The sequence below is a fragment of the Microcystis aeruginosa LEGE 91341 genome (genome assembly GCF_015206885.1).
GTDB lineage: Bacteria > Cyanobacteriota > Cyanobacteriia > Cyanobacteriales > Microcystaceae > Microcystis > Microcystis aeruginosa_H.
Genome location: NZ_JADEXY010000014.1, coordinates 1 through 16,592 on the forward strand (window position 1 = coordinate 1; position 16,592 = coordinate 16,592).

At 42.7% G+C, this 16,592-nt stretch carries 18 protein-coding genes and 2 CRISPR repeat arrays; of the genes, 12 read left to right on the plus strand and 6 right to left on the minus strand.

All coding sequences use genetic code 11. From position 1 onward, the window contains the following. Window positions 1–240: 240 nt before the first annotated feature. The 3 genes from IQ234_RS03860 to IQ234_RS03870 form a co-directional block, all read right to left on the minus strand. Window positions 241–1,935, minus strand: a complete 1,695-nt coding sequence (locus IQ234_RS03860; RefSeq protein WP_193956109.1) for a Cas10/Cmr2 second palm domain-containing protein — start codon at window positions 1,933–1,935, stop codon at window positions 241–243. A 288-nt stretch (window positions 1,936–2,223) separates the two neighbouring features. Then, window positions 2,224–3,214: direct repeats of the CRISPR family, unit length 35 nt; unit sequence GTTTCCATTCATACGCTTCACGAATTGGAAGCAAG. A gap of 451 nt (window positions 3,215–3,665) precedes the next feature. After that, window positions 3,666–3,851: a type II toxin-antitoxin system RelE family toxin gene (locus IQ234_RS03865; protein WP_223210821.1), complete on the minus strand. Its 186-nt coding sequence runs from the start codon at window positions 3,849–3,851 to the stop codon at window positions 3,666–3,668. 72 nt (window positions 3,852–3,923) lie between these two features. After that, complete coding sequence (locus IQ234_RS03870) at window positions 3,924–4,139, minus strand: hypothetical protein (protein ID WP_002732549.1); 216 nt, start codon at window positions 4,137–4,139, stop codon at window positions 3,924–3,926. 234 nt (window positions 4,140–4,373) lie between these two features. Here IQ234_RS03870 and IQ234_RS03875 point away from each other — a divergent pair, with 234 nt between their 5' ends. Next, window positions 4,374–4,592 (plus strand): type II toxin-antitoxin system HicB family antitoxin, encoded by a 219-nt coding sequence (locus IQ234_RS03875; RefSeq protein WP_002753712.1) that lies wholly within the window; start codon window positions 4,374–4,376, stop codon window positions 4,590–4,592. Window positions 4,593–4,687: 95 nt separating this feature from the next. Next, window positions 4,688–4,831: a type II toxin-antitoxin system HicA family toxin gene (locus IQ234_RS20950; RefSeq protein ID WP_228008365.1), complete on the plus strand. Its 144-nt coding sequence runs from the start codon at window positions 4,688–4,690 to the stop codon at window positions 4,829–4,831. A 52-nt stretch (window positions 4,832–4,883) separates the two neighbouring features. Here the strand turns inward: IQ234_RS20950 and IQ234_RS21905 are convergent, their stop codons facing one another. Together IQ234_RS21905 and ppk1 are read right to left on the minus strand one after the other, a co-directional pair. Continuing rightward, the gene (locus tag IQ234_RS21905) at window positions 4,884–5,054 is read right to left on the minus strand and encodes a hypothetical protein (RefSeq protein WP_416209667.1); all 171 of its coding nucleotides are present in this window, start codon (window positions 5,052–5,054) and stop codon (window positions 4,884–4,886) included. A 61-nt stretch (window positions 5,055–5,115) separates the two neighbouring features. Next, window positions 5,116–6,100: a CRISPR direct-repeat array (repeat unit 35 nt; unit sequence GTTTCCATTCATACGCTTCACGAATTGGAAGCAAG). 237 nt (window positions 6,101–6,337) lie between these two features. Next, the gene (gene ppk1, locus IQ234_RS03885; RefSeq protein ID WP_193956110.1) at window positions 6,338–8,506 is read right to left on the minus strand and encodes a polyphosphate kinase 1; all 2,169 of its coding nucleotides are present in this window, start codon (window positions 8,504–8,506) and stop codon (window positions 6,338–6,340) included. Between the two features lie 701 nt (window positions 8,507–9,207). Here ppk1 and IQ234_RS03890 point away from each other — a divergent pair. The 7 genes from IQ234_RS03890 to tnpA all read left to right on the plus strand — a co-directional run bounded on the left by IQ234_RS03890 (window position 9,208) and on the right by tnpA (window position 13,943). Then, the gene (locus tag IQ234_RS03890; protein ID WP_110578697.1) at window positions 9,208–9,441 is read left to right on the plus strand and encodes a type II toxin-antitoxin system Phd/YefM family antitoxin; all 234 of its coding nucleotides are present in this window, start codon (window positions 9,208–9,210) and stop codon (window positions 9,439–9,441) included. A gap of 173 nt (window positions 9,442–9,614) precedes the next feature. After that, a complete protein-coding gene (cobA, locus tag IQ234_RS03895; RefSeq protein WP_193956111.1) occupies window positions 9,615–10,415 on the plus strand; it encodes a uroporphyrinogen-III C-methyltransferase in 801 nt (266 codons plus the stop codon). A 10-nt stretch (window positions 10,416–10,425) separates the two neighbouring features. After that, window positions 10,426–10,845, plus strand: coding sequence for a secondary thiamine-phosphate synthase enzyme YjbQ (locus IQ234_RS03900; protein ID WP_193956112.1), 420 nt, complete (start codon window positions 10,426–10,428; stop codon window positions 10,843–10,845). A gap of 132 nt (window positions 10,846–10,977) precedes the next feature. Next, window positions 10,978–11,472 carry a Photosystem I reaction center subunit III gene (locus IQ234_RS03905; RefSeq protein WP_193956113.1) on the plus strand — a complete coding sequence of 165 codons (495 nt, stop codon included), beginning with the start codon at window positions 10,978–10,980 and terminating at the stop codon, window positions 11,470–11,472. A 45-nt stretch (window positions 11,473–11,517) separates the two neighbouring features. Then, window positions 11,518–11,646, plus strand: coding sequence for a photosystem I reaction center subunit IX (gene psaJ, locus IQ234_RS03910; protein ID WP_002738148.1), 129 nt, complete (start codon window positions 11,518–11,520; stop codon window positions 11,644–11,646). A gap of 166 nt (window positions 11,647–11,812) precedes the next feature. Next, window positions 11,813–13,411 carry a peptide ligase PGM1-related protein gene (locus IQ234_RS03915; protein ID WP_193956128.1) on the plus strand — a complete coding sequence of 533 codons (1,599 nt, stop codon included), beginning with the start codon at window positions 11,813–11,815 and terminating at the stop codon, window positions 13,409–13,411. Window positions 13,412–13,499: 88 nt separating this feature from the next. Next, window positions 13,500–13,943 carry an IS200/IS605 family transposase gene (gene tnpA / locus IQ234_RS03920; protein ID WP_002740761.1) on the plus strand — a complete coding sequence of 148 codons (444 nt, stop codon included), beginning with the start codon at window positions 13,500–13,502 and terminating at the stop codon, window positions 13,941–13,943. A 124-nt stretch (window positions 13,944–14,067) separates the two neighbouring features. Here the strand turns inward: tnpA and sipA are convergent, their stop codons facing one another. Further along, on the minus strand, window positions 14,068–14,280 hold the full coding sequence (gene sipA / locus IQ234_RS03925) for a regulatory protein SipA (RefSeq protein ID WP_043995397.1): 213 nt from the start codon (window positions 14,278–14,280) through the stop codon (window positions 14,068–14,070). Window positions 14,281–14,469: 189 nt separating this feature from the next. Between sipA and IQ234_RS03930 the strand changes: the two genes are divergently transcribed. From IQ234_RS03930 to IQ234_RS03940, 3 genes are all read left to right on the plus strand, one after another. Continuing rightward, a complete protein-coding gene (locus IQ234_RS03930) occupies window positions 14,470–15,651 on the plus strand; it encodes a PEP-CTERM sorting domain-containing protein (RefSeq protein WP_193956114.1) in 1,182 nt (393 codons plus the stop codon). Window positions 15,652–15,873: 222 nt separating this feature from the next. Then, the gene (locus IQ234_RS03935; RefSeq protein WP_193956115.1) at window positions 15,874–16,167 is read left to right on the plus strand and encodes a nucleotidyltransferase family protein; all 294 of its coding nucleotides are present in this window, start codon (window positions 15,874–15,876) and stop codon (window positions 16,165–16,167) included. Beyond that, window positions 16,164–16,508, plus strand: coding sequence for a DUF86 domain-containing protein (locus tag IQ234_RS03940; RefSeq protein WP_002790755.1), 345 nt, complete (start codon window positions 16,164–16,166; stop codon window positions 16,506–16,508). Before IQ234_RS03935 ends, IQ234_RS03940 begins: the two co-directional genes overlap by 4 nt. The last annotated feature ends 84 nt before the right edge of the window (window positions 16,509–16,592 follow it).

The window sequence follows — 16,592 nt, forward strand, 5'->3', positions numbered from 1 at the left end:
GGTGTGGGGTGTGGGGTGTGGGGTTTTACCAGTTTTGAGGTGGCCAATTACCTAATTTTCAGGGAAAAAGTCCAGGAATTTTACCCCCGATCACTACAATGGTTGGCACTTTTTGAGGGAAAAAAAGTCTAAAAGGTTTACCCAACAAGGTTTTTAGATTTATTCAGCAAACCCTAAGTAGTCGTGCAAAATTAATTTCTTGGTTAGGATAGGCAATAGGCAATAGATTCGGATTTAGGATTATTTTTTGATCGTTTCCCCGATCGAGAGATGCCAACCGATCGCGATCAGTTCGTCTATCCAGCGAATGATCGCCCTAGCGTAATCGGCATTGCCATTGCCGCCCTCTGGGAGGGAGACGATCTGATCATCTTCTTTTTCTAAAATTTTTTTATAGCCGCTAAAGTATAGATCGAAAAACTGTAGGAGTGTGGAGAGGTTATCGAGGATTTTCGAGTCTGCGCCATCGGAATGGCTTCTAGGGTTATCGAGATAGCCCAGACCAAAAGCGTGACGGGCTTTTAGTCGGGCAAAGTCGCCATAGATATGACCCCAATTTTTCCCGCCGTCCCGATCTCGATAGTGGTTTAGGGTGTTCAAGTATTTCCATCTGGTTGTCCATTGAACATATTGCCCGTTGTTAAATAAAACGCGGATGGTCAGGCGATCGCGTCCCAGTTTTTTCGAGCGCTGTTCTGCTTCCCGACAGTGCTGTAAAACGTCTCTCTGGGGAATGCTGTGGGCTGCCCAAACGAAGCCGAGACTTAGAGTCACCCGTTGATTGATTTCTTCAGTTTTTCCAGTTTTCCACTGTTGATCGAGGGTTTGTAGCCAGTGAAAAACTCGATCGAGATCGATCGAGTCGAGTTGTGGATCGGGAAATTGGCTATTATAAACGATGCCCAAAAAATCATCTCCTCCGGCGTAAATTATTCTGCCGAGTTCGGTCTGGTTAAAGTCCCTCTGAAATTGTTGTCCCCACCGACGCATAATCTCGCTGAAATCTCGGATTTTTTGGTCTGAGCCGAGGTTTTTCAGGTAATCGCCCACTTTATCGCCATCTCCCATGAACCAGCCTGTTTTTTGTCCCACTGAGGCGGGGTTATCTTGCGGTCTCCTGATCAGATCTCGAAATCCTCGCTGGCGAAGTTCTTCGGGAAGTTCGATTCCTAGAGAGCGGGCGATATGTGGGAGAGTGATCAACCGTTTGGTTAATTCGGGAATATTCAATCTTTCGTTTCCATCGATGTATTTGCCTTCTGGTTGTTTATCTTTGGGTTGGCCGTCAGGATCGTTAACTCCATCGAGTAGGAGGGCTAATCTTCGGTAGAATAGGGCGATATGTCGGTTTTCTTCGCTCCAGTCAAGCGTTTTCATGTCTTGGTTTTCCCGATCCATCCCGTACCAAGCGATCGCGTCAGTCCCGGACAGACTAGAGCTTTCCCCGACCCAATTCACCCCTTGCCAATTGCGGGCGAGTTTACGATTTTCCAGATCGACCATGGCGGACTCTAGATTGTCCCCTATGCCCCAGAAAAATTCCCAGGTGCGTCTTTCCCACTTTTTCCAGCTTTTTTGCCAATTCCATTCTGAGGATCGATAGTAAGGCGCGAGGGCGTTTTCGACCCATTTTCTACAGGTTGCGAGAATATTTTTCCAACGATTTAAAAAGGCTCGTTGCAGTTCCGCAATGATGTCCTCGGAGGAGGAGGACTGTATTTCGCTATCGATTTTCAGGAGAACACGGTTGGGCATTCCCTGTGGGGAGTTTAGCAGTCCGGGGCTAATTAGGTGGTACTGCTCAGGCCGGTGGGTGACGATTGTACTGGTCAGATCCGAGAGAATCTGAGAGGCTCCGTACAGGTCCCTCAATTTGCGGGATTTTTCAATAAAGCTTTGCACGGGGGAGAAGGTGATGGCTATATATTTGGGCATAAAGCTATAGAAAACTCGATTGTTTAAGAGGTATATTCAACAGCCTTGAAAAGACCTAGAAAGGACTTATCTCTGGCTAAAAAAATAGGATTGTTAGATTAATTGGCTCTTTTGTACTTTTATATCTATCACTAAATTTCTAATTATTGTGTTAATTTTAAATAATTTTTCTTAAACAATCTTTATTTTTATTGATTTTTCTTAATTAAGTATCGTTTCTATTCAGGCACTTAACTAATTGGAATTAAAAAAATTGTAGGGTCAATTCATGAGTTAACCCTACACATTATTTCCATTCATACGCTTCACGAATTGGAAGCAAGAATTTCTCTTTTGAGCCTTTGATTTCGATTATTCTGTTTCCATTCATACGCTTCACGAATTGGAAGCAAGTCTTAGCAGTGATAGCACCGGTCGCGGTCGTATTTAAGTTTCCATTCATACGCTTCACGAATTGGAAGCAAGACGGTTCCACAGAACCCGCTGATATCGTGCTAACCACGATGGTTTCCATTCATACGCTTCACGAATTGGAAGCAAGTTGGCGATTGTTTGTAGTGCTTTGGTGATTGGCTTTTTGGGGTTTCCATTCATACGCTTCACGAATTGGAAGCAAGTCTGTAGATAACATGACCTTAATCGGAGGACTTCTTGGTTTCCATTCATACGCTTCACGAATTGGAAGCAAGGCTACGATTACTGGAACAGCGCCAAGCCAAACACTGTTTCCATTCATACGCTTCACGAATTGGAAGCAAGTTCACTTGTGTATTTTTCAACATGAAAAACATTACCGGAGTTTCCATTCATACGCTTCACGAATTGGAAGCAAGTTTAATTTCAATGTTTCTGGCGTTCCTACAATCAAGCTCGGTTTCCATTCATACGCTTCACGAATTGGAAGCAAGTATCGTTTTATCGTTCGCTTCCTAAAAAAACAGGAAGTTTCCATTCATACGCTTCACGAATTGGAAGCAAGCTTCGGGTTGCCTTTGGGATGGACAGACCCTTGGGAGCAGCGGTTTCCATTCATACGCTTCACGAATTGGAAGCAAGCAGATAACAGTTTTAAACGAATCTGTTACTCAGTCGTTTCCATTCATACGCTTCACGAATTGGAAGCAAGAAGATATGGATGAGTTAGACCGGCAAGTCTTCTATACAAGGGTTTCCATTCATACGCTTCACGAATTGGAAGCAAGCACGACCACCCCCTTGGTCAGTACGTATGGCTGACTGACAAAGTTTCCATTCATACGCTTCACGAATTGGAAGCAAGACTAGCTTTGCAAAACTAGGCCGTACAAGGATTGTACAACGATTTTTCGTGGGATACTGAAAAGCATAGACATTATTAATAATAATTGTCAATAGTCACCTCGGTCATGAGGCTCAAAGCCTTACTGGACAAGGCATCGACGCACCTCAACGAAAACTCTAGATTTTCAGCCATTCTGTCTAACCCGCGAAAAATGTTGATAACCGATAACTAATAACTAATAACTGATAACTGTTCCTATGGACTAATACCCGCAGATTTAAGGGCCTTGTCCATTAAAATTACATGGGTACTGTTTCCTGTCCCTCATTGTCAGGACGACATCGCTTTTTGATGATGAGGAATAGCAATCACTTTTGGGAGAAGCAACTTTTTTGGCGATTTTGATGATGGGGAGTGCGATCGCTTTTGGAAGGAGCAATTTTTGGGAATGGAAGTAATTAAACTAAAACTAATCAGAATAAATATCTCGACGATGACCAACTTGATGAATCGTAATAAAGTCATCATCAAAAGAATATATCACCCTGTAATCGCCAATTCTAAGTTTAAACAAACCGCTTAAATTAGAACTTAAACTTTGATGTCTAATATCATCAAAATTTTCATTTATCCAACGAACTTTTTTAAAAGACACGCTCCCGAACAACTGCCGTAAGCGACTCTAAACCTTCAAAAGCTTTATCGGTAAATTCTATATGGCGACGCATTACCAATCTAATCCTAATCTTTGAGCTACTTCTTCCGCAGAAATTCCCCGTTCTCCATTTCGAGTTCGCTGTAAAGAGTCAGCTAGAGATTGAGAGACTTCGGTTTTAAGTTGTTTATCAATATCAGGATCATTTAGTAGAGATTGAACTGTTTCCGTAACAGTTTCTTGAATCAAAAACTTAAAATCTTCAACACTTAGGTCTTTAACTTGCATTCTTGTAATTAGAACTCACTATTCTGACTATAGCATCGTTTAAGAATAGCGATCACGTTTTGTGGGGATACAATTGGAGGATGCGATCGCTTTTTGATGATGAGGAATAGCGATCACTTTTGGAGAGTCAACTTTTTTGGAGATTTTGATGAGGAGGAGAGGCGATCGTTTTCTTATCAAAGTCCTATAGAAATGAGATAGGATCAGGAAATTCCTGTAAAGTGTCAAGAATTTATGAAATCCATTAAAATCATTGTGGAAAAACATTCTGATGGCTATATCGCCTATCCATTGGGAATTCAAGGCGTAGTAGTCGGTGAGGGTGATACCCATGAAGATGCTCTTAATGATGTGCAATCGGCGATCGCTTTTCATGTTGAAACCTTTGGGGAATCAGTTCTCGAAGCTGACTCATCTTTATTAGAAGCCTTTGTTGTAGAAGCAATAGTCTAACGGCAAAATTTCCCTCTGATACCCCTAAAGCCAAAGTGATTAAAGTTCTTGAAAAATTTGGTTTTTCAATTGTTAGATAAAAAGAGCATATTTCTATGATTAGAAAAAATCCAGATGGAACAAAAACACTTTTAACGCTACCGAATCACAAGCAAATTAAAAGCTCTACACTAAGGAATATTTGCACTCAAGCGGGTATCTCACGAGATGATTTTATTGCTTCCGATGAAAAGATTTAAAGCAAAATCCTTTAAATGTGATTATTTGGTCTTTTGAAAGTGCGATCGCTACTTATAAGGGGTTTGTAGCCAGTGGAGAACTCGATCGAGATCGATCGAGTTGTAGATCGGGAAATTGGCTATTATAAACGATGCCCAAAAAATCATCTCCTCCCGCGTAAATTATTCTGCCGAGTTCAGTCTGGTTAAACTTCCTCTGAAATTGTTGTCCCCACTGACGCATAATCCTGCTGAAATCTCGGATTTTTCTTAACCGATGAGATGGAATTGATCCCTGGCATTCTGTTTCCATTCATACACTTAACTAATTGGAATTAAAAAAATTGTAGGGTCAATTCATGAATTGACCCTACACATTATTTCCATTCATACGCTTCACGAATTGGAAGCAAGCTCTCATCGGAAGCATCGATGCGTACCCTATTGGTCATGTGTTTCCATTCATACGCTTCACGAATTGGAAGCAAGATGGTTCCCTAACGTGGGCAATTCGAGGCATAGGTATTTCGTTTCCATTCATACGCTTCACGAATTGGAAGCAAGACGGTGATGTTATCGTTGAACAAATCCTCGGTACAGCGTTTCCATTCATACGCTTCACGAATTGGAAGCAAGGTACTAGGAACCTTGGCTTTGTCGGGGTTTGTGATGTTTCCATTCATACGCTTCACGAATTGGAAGCAAGCCGGTATCGGGCGGTGATCGCTACGGACGGGACTCCCTATACTGTTTCCATTCATACGCTTCACGAATTGGAAGCAAGATTAGGTGCTAAAAAGTTTGGAGAAAAGCCGATTGATATTGGTTTCCATTCATACGCTTCACGAATTGGAAGCAAGTAGGGTTTTTGAAAAGAGCTTGGATGGACGGGAAGGTTTCCATTCATACGCTTCACGAATTGGAAGCAAGAAGATGTGGGCGTATCGTTGATCCTCGATCAGTAAAAGTTTCCATTCATACGCTTCACGAATTGGAAGCAAGGCTTCAACATCTCAGCAGGGGCGACAATACCGGTTAACGGGTTTCCATTCATACGCTTCACGAATTGGAAGCAAGACACTCCGCGAGGGGTGGCAGGTGGCCTTGTTTAGCGTTTCCATTCATACGCTTCACGAATTGGAAGCAAGTTTCATTTCTGCGACGGCGGTCGCAGAAATGAAATAAGTTTCCATTCATACGCTTCACGAATTGGAAGCAAGAATGTTTGGGAACTAAGCATCGATTGCTATCAAAAGTTTCCATTCATACGCTTCACGAATTGGAAGCAAGACTAGCTTTGCAAAACTAGGCTGTACAAGGATTGTACAACGATTTTTCGTGGGATACTGAAAAGCATAGACATTATTAATAATGATTGTCAATAGTCACCTCGGTCATCAGGCTCAAAGCCTTACTGGACAAGGCATCGACGCACCTCAACGAAAACTCTAGATTTTCAGCCATTGTGTCTAACCCGCGAAAAATGTTGATAACCGATAACTAATAACTAATAACTGATAACTGTTCCTATGGACTAATACCCGCAGATTTAAGGGCCTTGTCCATTAAAATTACATGGGTACTGCTTTCCTGTCCCTCATTGTCAGGACGACGCTGAATATAACTGCCATCGGATTGTAATTCCCATGCTTGTCGGTTATCTGACAACATAATCCCGAGAATTTCTTCCAGTTCCTTGGCGATCGCTGGTTCATCGATGGGTGTCACTGCTTCCACGCGACGACTCAGGTTCCGCGTCATCCAATCGGCGCTACCAATATAAACCTCGTCCTGACCACCATTGTAGAAGTAAAAAATGCGGGAATGTTCCAAAAAACGGCCGATAATGCTAATTACTCGGATATTTTCGCTTATTTCCGGCAATCCGGGCCGTAAACAACAGATGCCGCGAATAATCAAGTCAATCTGCACACCGGCACGAGAAGCAGCGTATAAAGCTTCTATAATCGGTTTATCGACAAGAGAGTTCATTTTTGCCACAATGCGACCCGTACCGCCATTTTTACAGTTTTTGGCCTCGCGATCGATCATTGCTAACATCCGTTTTCGCAAACTCACCGGAGCAATTAAAAGTTTGCGGTAGGATTGCTGACGGGAGTATCCAGTCAGAAAGTTAAATAAATCGGTGATATCTGCCCCTAAATCCTCGCGACAGCTAAGTAAACCCAAATCAGTGTATAATTTGGCAGTTTTTGGGTTATAATTGCCCGTGCCAATATGGAAATAACGACGGATTTTATCCCCTTCCTTTCTGACCACGAGAACCACTTTCGTGTGGGTTTTGAGACCAACTAAGCCATAAACAACGTGAACTCCGGCTTGTTCGAGCTTTTTCGCCCAACTAATGTTATTTTCCTCATCAAAGCGAGCTTTTAGTTCCACTAACGCTGCTACCTGTTTACCATTTTCTGCGGCTGCAATCAGGGAATTGACAATCGGGGAATCTCCGGAAGTACGATACAAAGTCATTTTAATCGCTAAAACATGGGCATCATAGGCCGCCTGGGCGATAAACTGTTGTACTGAGGCACTAAAGGAATGGTAGGGGTGATGAACGAGAATATCGTTATTGCGAATTAAAGTAAAAATATCTTCGCCATCCTGTTCTAGGATACCGTCTTCGTTACCGTCAACTGTTTCTCGCAATCCCTGTAAAACCGGTGGGGTGACAGCATTCCAAGGGGGATCTTTCAGTTCGGGACAGGGTAAAGACAGAAAATAAAATAAATCTTTGTGTCCTAGCAGTCCATCCACATCGTAAACATCGATCTCCTCAAGTCCGAGATCGCGCATGATCCGGTCTTTAATATTGCTAGGAGTAGAACTGTGGATTTCCAGACGTACTGCCGATTTACCGATGCGGCGCTTGCGTACTTCTTCCTCGATCGCTAATAATAAATCATCGGCCTCATCTTCTTCAACGGAGATGTCAGCATTGCGCGTCACCCGAAAAGGATAACATTCTTGGATGATCATGCCGGGGAAAAGTGCCTCTAAATTGTGCATTACCACCTGTTCAAGGGGTACTCCCGTCCAAATCGAAGCTTTTCCATCTTGGTGGCGTAATTCTTTGGATAATGCCAGAAAACGGGGGAAAACCTGCGGCACTTTCACCCTGGCAAATAGTTCTTTATCGGTGTCGGGATCGCGAACGACTACGGCTAAATTGAGACTAAGATTAGAAATATAGGGAAAAGGATGACTAGGATCCACCGCTAGAGGAGTTAAAACGGGGAAAATATTTTGTTCAAAGTAATCGTGGAGATAATTGCGCTGTTCTTGATGTAAATCCACATAGTTAATCAGATGAATTCCCTGTTCTACTAAGAGGTTTTTTAGGGTGTGTTCAAAAAGACGATCCTGCTGTTGCACAAGGGGACGCAGACGTTTACTGATCTCGATTAGCTGTTCTGAGGCAGTCCGGCCATCGGCACTTAAAACGGCTACATTTGCCTCTACCTGTTGTTTAAGCACTGCCACCCGTACCATAAAAAACTCGTCGAGATTGGCACAAAAAATGGCGGTAAATTTTAATCTTTCCAGTAGGGGAGTCCGAGGATCAAGTGCTTCATAAAGCACGCGACGATTAAATTCTAACCAGCTTAATTCTCGGTTAAAGTAATATTGCGAATCTTTAAGATCGATTTCGGAAGTTACGGTAGAAGCTTTAGCCATAGAGTCTAATACCTAAATAATAGATTAAACAGTTAGTAAGAAGCCACTCAAGTCTAAATTTGACTATTTTTGGCGTTTTTTAGGCTAGAATGCCCCAGATTAACCAAAGTTACCCCGATTATCTTGGATGCTAGTCCTACTGATTCTAGCCTGACTGGGGAAAAAATCAATTTATTAAAAGGTTAAGAAATCAGTCCCGACCGATTAAGGTTAAATTAATCTTTCGGTGAAATTAGAGTGCCAAGAAGAACAATAGGCATGATCTGCTGAGAATATTGTTTTTAAAGCCCAGCTTTGATCATAACACAAAATCGAGCCGATCTGACTTGTTAAATATATCATCTCCAAGTTCAGGCAATAAACCGAATCAGCAATCTTGTAGGGTGCGTTCATGAAATGTAACGCACCTTATTTTTGCTTATGTAAACAGTAATTTGAATAGGATGACAATTTTTTAGCTAGACTAGAACAAATTATTGTGCTATGCAATTAAATTATACCTTTCAATCTAGGATCAGCCATGCTAGACACAGCAACTCTTGAACGAAAGAATGTGCTTCAAGCAATGTTCAATCGCGCAATTACATGGGCTAAAACCATTTAATTTTATTTCAATGCTGCAATTATGTAGTCAATAGTCTGATTACTTGAATCGAAAAACCGTTGACAACTGTCCATCAAGTTTGTACTGAGGTAATCTAATGTTGAACGTCACTGTTGATGAAATACAACGCGATCCCTTGAAATATCTTCGTCAAGTAGAAGCAGGTGAAACGCTTGTCATTCTTAGATCTGATAAGCCGATCGCTGAACTTAGACCTATTGCCAGTAGTAAGCAATTGCGACCATTTGGTTTGTGTGCAGGCGAGTTTACCGTTCCAGATGATTTCGATGCTCCTTTGCTGGAAGGTCTTCACCTGTTAAACAAGATTTAGGATCACAGCGATCGCTAGATAAAAGGTTAAGTAATGTTAAGATCATAATTCTTCATGAAGAAAGCGCATGATCGCCGAGTAACTGTAGCCAAAAATACCAAATTTTGTCCCAGTCACAATAAAGTAGGGATCAAGCGCATTCGATCGAAGCAAGAATTTTCTCCCCAGTATCTATGAATCAATCAGAAAGTTGCGGTAAGGTCTATCTCGTCGGTGCGGGTCCCGGGGATCCCGGTTTGTTGACCTTAAAAGCGAAAGTTCTCCTAGAAAATGCCGATGTTGTCCTCTATGATGCCCTAGTCAGCCCCTCGATTCTAGCCATGATTAACCCCCGGGCCGAACAAATCCATGGGGGTAAGCGTCGCGGTCGTCATTCTCTAGTACAGGAGGAAATCACCGCTTTACTGATCCAAAAGGCCCAGACTAATGCCGTGGTTGTTCGTCTCAAGGGAGGGGATCCCTTTGTTTTCGGTCGCGGGGGTGAAGAAATGCTCGATCTGATCGCGGCCGGAATTAGCGTCGAGATCGTGCCGGGGATCACTTCAGGGATTGCCGTGCCTGCCTACGCCGGTATTCCTCTCACCCATCGCAATTATAGTTCCTCCGTTACTTTCGTCACCGGCCACGAGATGGTGGGTAAATATCGTCCCGAGGTTAACTGGTCAGCGATCGCTCATGGTGCGGAAACAATTGTTGTTTACATGGGTGTGCATAATTTACCCTATATTATCGGCGAGTTGACCAAGGCGGGCAGAAGTCCAGAAACACCGATCGCCCTGATTCGCTGGGGAACAACACCGCAACAACAGCAATTAATCGGTACTTTCAGCACGATTATGAACCAGATCGAAGCCACCGGCTTTGAATCCCCTGCGATCGCTGTTATCGGTGCAGTGGTGAACCTTCACGATCTCTTACAAGCGGGACAACCTTTGCTCTCCAGGACAATCCCTCCCACTCCCATTTCTCTCTGATTCGGTTGCCATGCGTCAATATCAAAAATCCCTGACGATTACCACCAGTCCCAAGAATTTCCATCGTCTTACTGCCCCCATAGAAGAGATCGTGGCTGAATCGGGCATAACGACGGGATTATGCAGTCTATTTGTCTGTCACACCTCCGCTTCTTTGCTGATCCAAGAAAATGCCGATCCCGATGTTCTCACCGATTTGGCCAATTTCTTCGCCAAGTTAGTCCCGGAAGATAGCAGTCTCTACTATCATTCTACCGAAGGGCCAGACGATATGCCCGCTCACATTCGCTCGGTTTTAACCCGGACATCGGAACAAATCCCGATCGCTAGGGGTAAATTAGTTTTAGGCATCTGGCAAGGTATCTATCTCTGGGAACACCGTCAGAGTCGTCACCAAAGACAAGTGGTGGTTCATATCACCGGGGTCTGAAGCTTTGCGTATAGTTTTGTAATAGAAACTTTACTCGTACCCCTCATCGGAGTAAGATTTTTTCCGTGTACGATCAAATTGTTCGCTTTTTGAACAAAGAACTTCATATTTCGTAACAAAAGGAAACAATTTATGCGAAAATTGTTCGCTCTGGCCCTGGTGCTATCCCTCTGGTTCACCTTTGCCGCTCCAGCGTCGGCTGATTTGTCCAATCTGACCCCTTGTAGCGAAAATCCCGCTTTCCTACAAAAAGCGAAGAGTTTCCGCAACACCACTCCCGACCCCGAATCGGGAGCCAAACGCGCTCAAACCTACTCCCAAGCTCTCTGTGGACCGGAAGGCTATCCACACCTAATTGTTGATGGTCGTTGGGACCACATGGGCGATTTCTTTATCCCTAGCATCCTATTCCTGTACATTACCGGTTGGATCGGTTGGGTTGGTCGGGCCTATTTAATCGCCGTGCGCGGCAGTAAAGATGCAGAAATGAAGGAAATCATCATCGATGTTCCCCTCGCTCTCAGCAAAATGTTAACGGGTTTTCTCTGGCCCTTGGCGGCTTTACAAGAAGCCACTTCCGGTAAATTAACCGTTAAGGATTCGGAAATTACCGTTTCCCCTCGTTAATTTTTGTGTCAAACCCTTGACTTTTTATTCCCTAGGAGAACTCAGATGGAAGGACTTACTAAATTTCTCTCGTCCGCACCCGTGTTAATTATGGCGCTGCTGACTTTCACAGCCGGGATTTTAATCGAATTTAATCGCTTTTATCCCGATCTCTTATTCCACCCGCTAGGTTAAAGCCAATCTCAGGTGATTAAAAGGGATACAGAGTCCACTGTATCCCTTTTTAATGGCAATGAGCGGAGGGATTGGGGGAATCTTAAGAAAAGAAAGACACTGGGGACGACAGGCTCTCAAAATCGATAAGATACAGGTATCTGCAACCCCAGAGGTGGGACAAACCATGCTGTTAGATAGAGATTTGATGCTAGAAAAGCGGCTGCGGTATCAAGAATTACAAGAAAAATTAAAAGAGATTTGGCAGGGAGAAAACGTTCCCGAATCGGATGAATGCGATTATGATATCCTAGTTGTTCCTTCTTTTAGTATCGATCAGAGAGTCGGTCAAAAAGTGGCGGGTTTTTTACATTACGAAGAAAGATTATTATTTTCTCTGATTCGGTTGCGACACCCGAAAACCCGTTTAATCTATGTAACAGCGCAGCCACTGGCGCGGATGGTGATTGATTATTACCTGCAATTGTTGCCTGGGATTCCTTTTTCCCATGCTAATAATCGTCTGTTATTACTGACAACTCACGATAACTCTTTTCAACCTTTAACCCAAAAAATTCTGGAAAGACCGCGCTTAGTAGCAAGAATCCGGCAAGCGTTGCGTCGAGATCGTGCCTACATGGTTTGTTTTAATTCTACTAATTTAGAGCGAGAATTGTCTTTACAATTAGATATTCCTTTATTTGCCTGTAGTCCAGATTTATTGTATTGGGGTTCTAAAAGTGGCAGTCGCGAGATTTTTGGTCAAAGTAATATTCCCCATCCTGACGGTAGTTTACAGGTAAATACGGTCAAAGATTTGTTATACGAAGCCGCTAGTTTGTGGTTCCGTCAACCGCAATTAAAACGCATGGTAGTGAAGTTAAATGAGGGGTTATCGGGAGAAGGAAATGCGGTTTTAGATTTACGTCCTTTAGGGGAAATTGTGGATAGTAACAGTCTAGATTTAAGCGAGAGAATGAATCTCTTGACCAAACAATTAGACAAGATGAGTTTTCAAGCAAGCGATGAAAATTGGGAGAGTTTTTCTGGCAAAATTGCTGAATTAGGGGGAATTGTTGAAGCTTTTATTGAAGGAGAAGAAAAGCGATCGCCGAGTGTGCAAGGTTATATTACACCCACGGGAGAAGTGAAGATTCTTTCCACTCACGATCAAATTTTAGGGGGTCCCGATGGTCAAATTTATCTGGGTTGTCATTTTCCTGCCGATGAAAATTATCGCCTACAATTACAGGAATTAGGACTAAAAATAGGGGAAATTCTGGCAGCCAAGGGAGCAATTGAACGCTATGGAGTTGATTTCGTCGCAGTGAAAAATCCAGAAACTTTAGTCTGGGATTTACAGGCGATCGAAATTAATCTGCGAAAAGGAGGAACTACCCATCCTTTTATGACTTTGAAGCTTTTAACTAATGGTGAATACGATCAAAAAACCGGATCATTTTTCAGTCAACCTCACCAGGAAAAATACTATATTGCCTCCGATAATCTCCACAAACCCCAATACAAAGGTTTACTTCCCGATGATTTAATGGATATTATTGCTAAACATCACTTACATTTTGATAGTAGCAGTAAAACGGGAACAGTTTTTCATCTCATGGGTGCGCTGTCAGAATTTGGTAAATTAGGGTTAACTTGTATCGGTAATTCTAGTGAGGAAGCGGCGGCAATTTATCAGCGTGTGGAACAGGTTTTAGATTGGGAAACAGAGCATAGTTCCATAAATTTAGGTTATTGTTCTGGATTACCGATTACTTGGATATAACTAGACTGATTTACTGGCTGTAATTTTTTTTCAGAGATTTAATCTCTTCGGGTCTAATTCCCCGCCGCTCGCGGCGTACAATAGAAAAATGAGTGAATACATCCATAAGAGCCATAACGTAAGTGTTTTGCTATATCATTTAGTGTTCCCAGCCAAATATCGTAAAGCCGTTTTCGACGAACAGGTAGATAGCTTGTTGAAAGAAGTCTGTCTAGAGATGGAAAAACGATACGAGATAAAGTTTGTAGAAATTGGAGTGGATAAAGATCATGTGCATTTTCTGGTGCAATCAGTACCGACCTATAGTGTGACAAGGATAGTGACAATGATTAAAAGTATAACGGCGAGAGAAATTTTCAAAAAGTGTCCTCAAGTGAAAAAGCAGTTGTGGGGAGGAGAGTTTTGGAGTGATGGATATTACGCAAGTACGGTAGGAAAGCATGGGGATGAAGGTATGATAGCGAGATATGTAAAAGAACAAGATAAAGAATACCTGCAGCTACACCAAAATCTACAATTGAGTCTATTTTGATTCTGATACCCCGTCCGCTTGCGGCGGGGTAGTTCATTCATCCAAGCAGGCAGTTCCTGGCAGCCAATGACCGATAGTTTTACCTTAGTTAAAAGTTGTCTTGACCGTGATGCACTTAACTGGTTTAAATGGCCTCTAAATATTTGCTATCGAGCAGAAATGAGCCTCGATCGAATTTTACACCCCAATAACCCCCCGGCCGGCGATCAATAACCGTGCCGATATCGTCGATATTGAGTAGCTCTGGCGGCCGTAACATAGGCATAGGATCGGCGGTTTTCAGGTAAGGGGGAATGGCAATCAGACGGACTTTTCCCCCGACGCTAATTTCACTCATGGTACTGGCTAAATGCGATCATGACATAGTATCTCAACTTAGCATATTTCAAATCATTCTAAAGATAGATTTCTCAGGGAATAGGCATTGTGTAAGCTGTCCTTGTCTCCCCTTGGCGTTGGGTTGGGGTGTTGCTTGACCTAGCGGCGAGGGGATAATCGCAATACGAAATCTGCTAGAGCAATAATCATGAAAATCACTCATAAACTCTTGTTCTCTTCCTGGCTCTTACTGGGTGTCACGGTAGCCCCATCCCAAGTATTGGCAGGACCATTTGTTCCTCAAGGACCGTTTGTCCAACCTGTACCTGGACCGGGTATTCCAGGGCCAAAAAATGTTCCGGGTAAAGAATACAGCGATCGCTTCGACAAAGACACTCAAGAACCGCCAGTTCTAGATCCAGAACAGAATATTTACTGGGATGGCAATGGTGGTCGGCAAGATACTTTCGACTATAGTGGCTCTCGCGCAGGTGATACCGATCCAGCTAGAGAAGTAGATGCCTTAGCTAATCATCAAGATGCCCTATTCTGGGATGTCATTGCTAATCGAGCCGCCCTACTATTCTCGACCGGTTCGACAACGCTATTACTCCCCGGTGATTCCCGTGCTGCTGTTTATAACGCAAGTCCTGATTATAACCAGCTTGGAATACATGAAAAAAGTGTTCTTTTTGAATCGATTGGCGGGGAGATTGACTTTTGGGCAAAGCCTCCAGAAATTGATCAAGCGGGAGTTAACGATCTCGATGGTTTGGAGGTATGGAGTTCTGTATCACCAACGTCTTCTCAATACCCTTCTCCAGCAGATCCGACTCCTGATGATGCTGATATGTACTCTTTGCTGGGAGATCCCCTTATTAACGGTACGAGAACATCAGTATGGTACTACAACCCCATTACCCAGATCAGCAACTCCTATATTACTGCTGCTCAGATTGCAGCGGCGATTAACCGCCCTGACATAGCTAACTTAGCAGACATTATTGATTTGGATGGTTTAATGGTCTGGGATGGCGGTAACATTGGCCAATGGGATAACAGCGATCGCATTCTGTTCAGTGTTATGCCCATCGACGCTAATCTTGATGGAATCATCACACCCAATATTAATGGGGGCGATATCGACGGAGGCGAAATTTGGCATTGGCAATTTGGTCAACCACTGGCCCCATTCCTCTTTCACGGTGGGCATCTCTGGGATACAGCTTTCAATGTCAAACTGGCTACTGGAGCAGTGAATGAAAACATAGATGCTTTAGAAGCTGTCGCCGTTCCCGAACCCTCTACATTCCTCAGCTTATTAACCCTTGGCACTCTCGGCGCAGCTTCAACCCTGAAGCGCAAACTAAAATCCTCTAAATCCGACTAAAACTAAACCACAAAAGTAGGCTAAATTGCTTACCAAAGTAGAATTAATGCCCCTTCATTCAGTCGTTTGAGGGGGTATTTTTGGCCTAACTCTCTCAATTCCCATGATTTCAAGGAGTATGGTTTATCCTTTCATCCGATATCTGCTACAATACAGATACAGGAAATAACATTTTGATCAGTAGGGTAGAAGTCTTTTCCGTTATCTTAGAAGGTAAGCATCATGAAAAATTTAGAAGAAATTAAAGCGATTTTGGGTCAAGTTAAGTCCTTAGTAAAAGAAAAGTATCATGTTAGTGAATTAGGTATTTTTGGAGATTATGTAAAAGGAGAAGTGCAGGAAAATAGTCAAGTTAATATTCTGATAGATTATACAGAACCGCCTAGTTTACTAGATTTAGTAGATCTGGAATATTATTTAAGTGATTTACTTAAGGTAAAAGCGGATGTTATCAGTAAAAATGGCTTAAAAGGAAAAAGGAGAGAAAGAATTTTATCCGAGGTTATTTATGTATGACGCAACGGGAATTTAGAGATTTCCTGCAAGACATTCTAGAGGCAATTTGTCAACTAGAAAAGATGACTCAGGATCTAAGCTTTGCAGAATTTTCCACTAAGATAGAAATCTTTCTTTCGGCAGTAAAATTAATTGAAATAATCGGGGAAGCAGTCAAAAATATTCCTGATGAAGTGAGAGTTAATTATCCCAATATTCCTTGGAAAAACATCGCAGGTATGCGGGATAAATTAGTTCATGAATATTGGGCAATTGATGAAAAAGTCGTCTGGAAAGTGATTCAAAACAATCTCCCCCAGCTAAAGAGAATCATTATCAGTATCATTGAGAAATTACAATAAATTTTCCTGCCTCCTTTAAAAACCCACCTCCCCACTTCCTACTTCCCTATTCATAATTCCCACTTGCAAGAGTGCCTTTTTGAA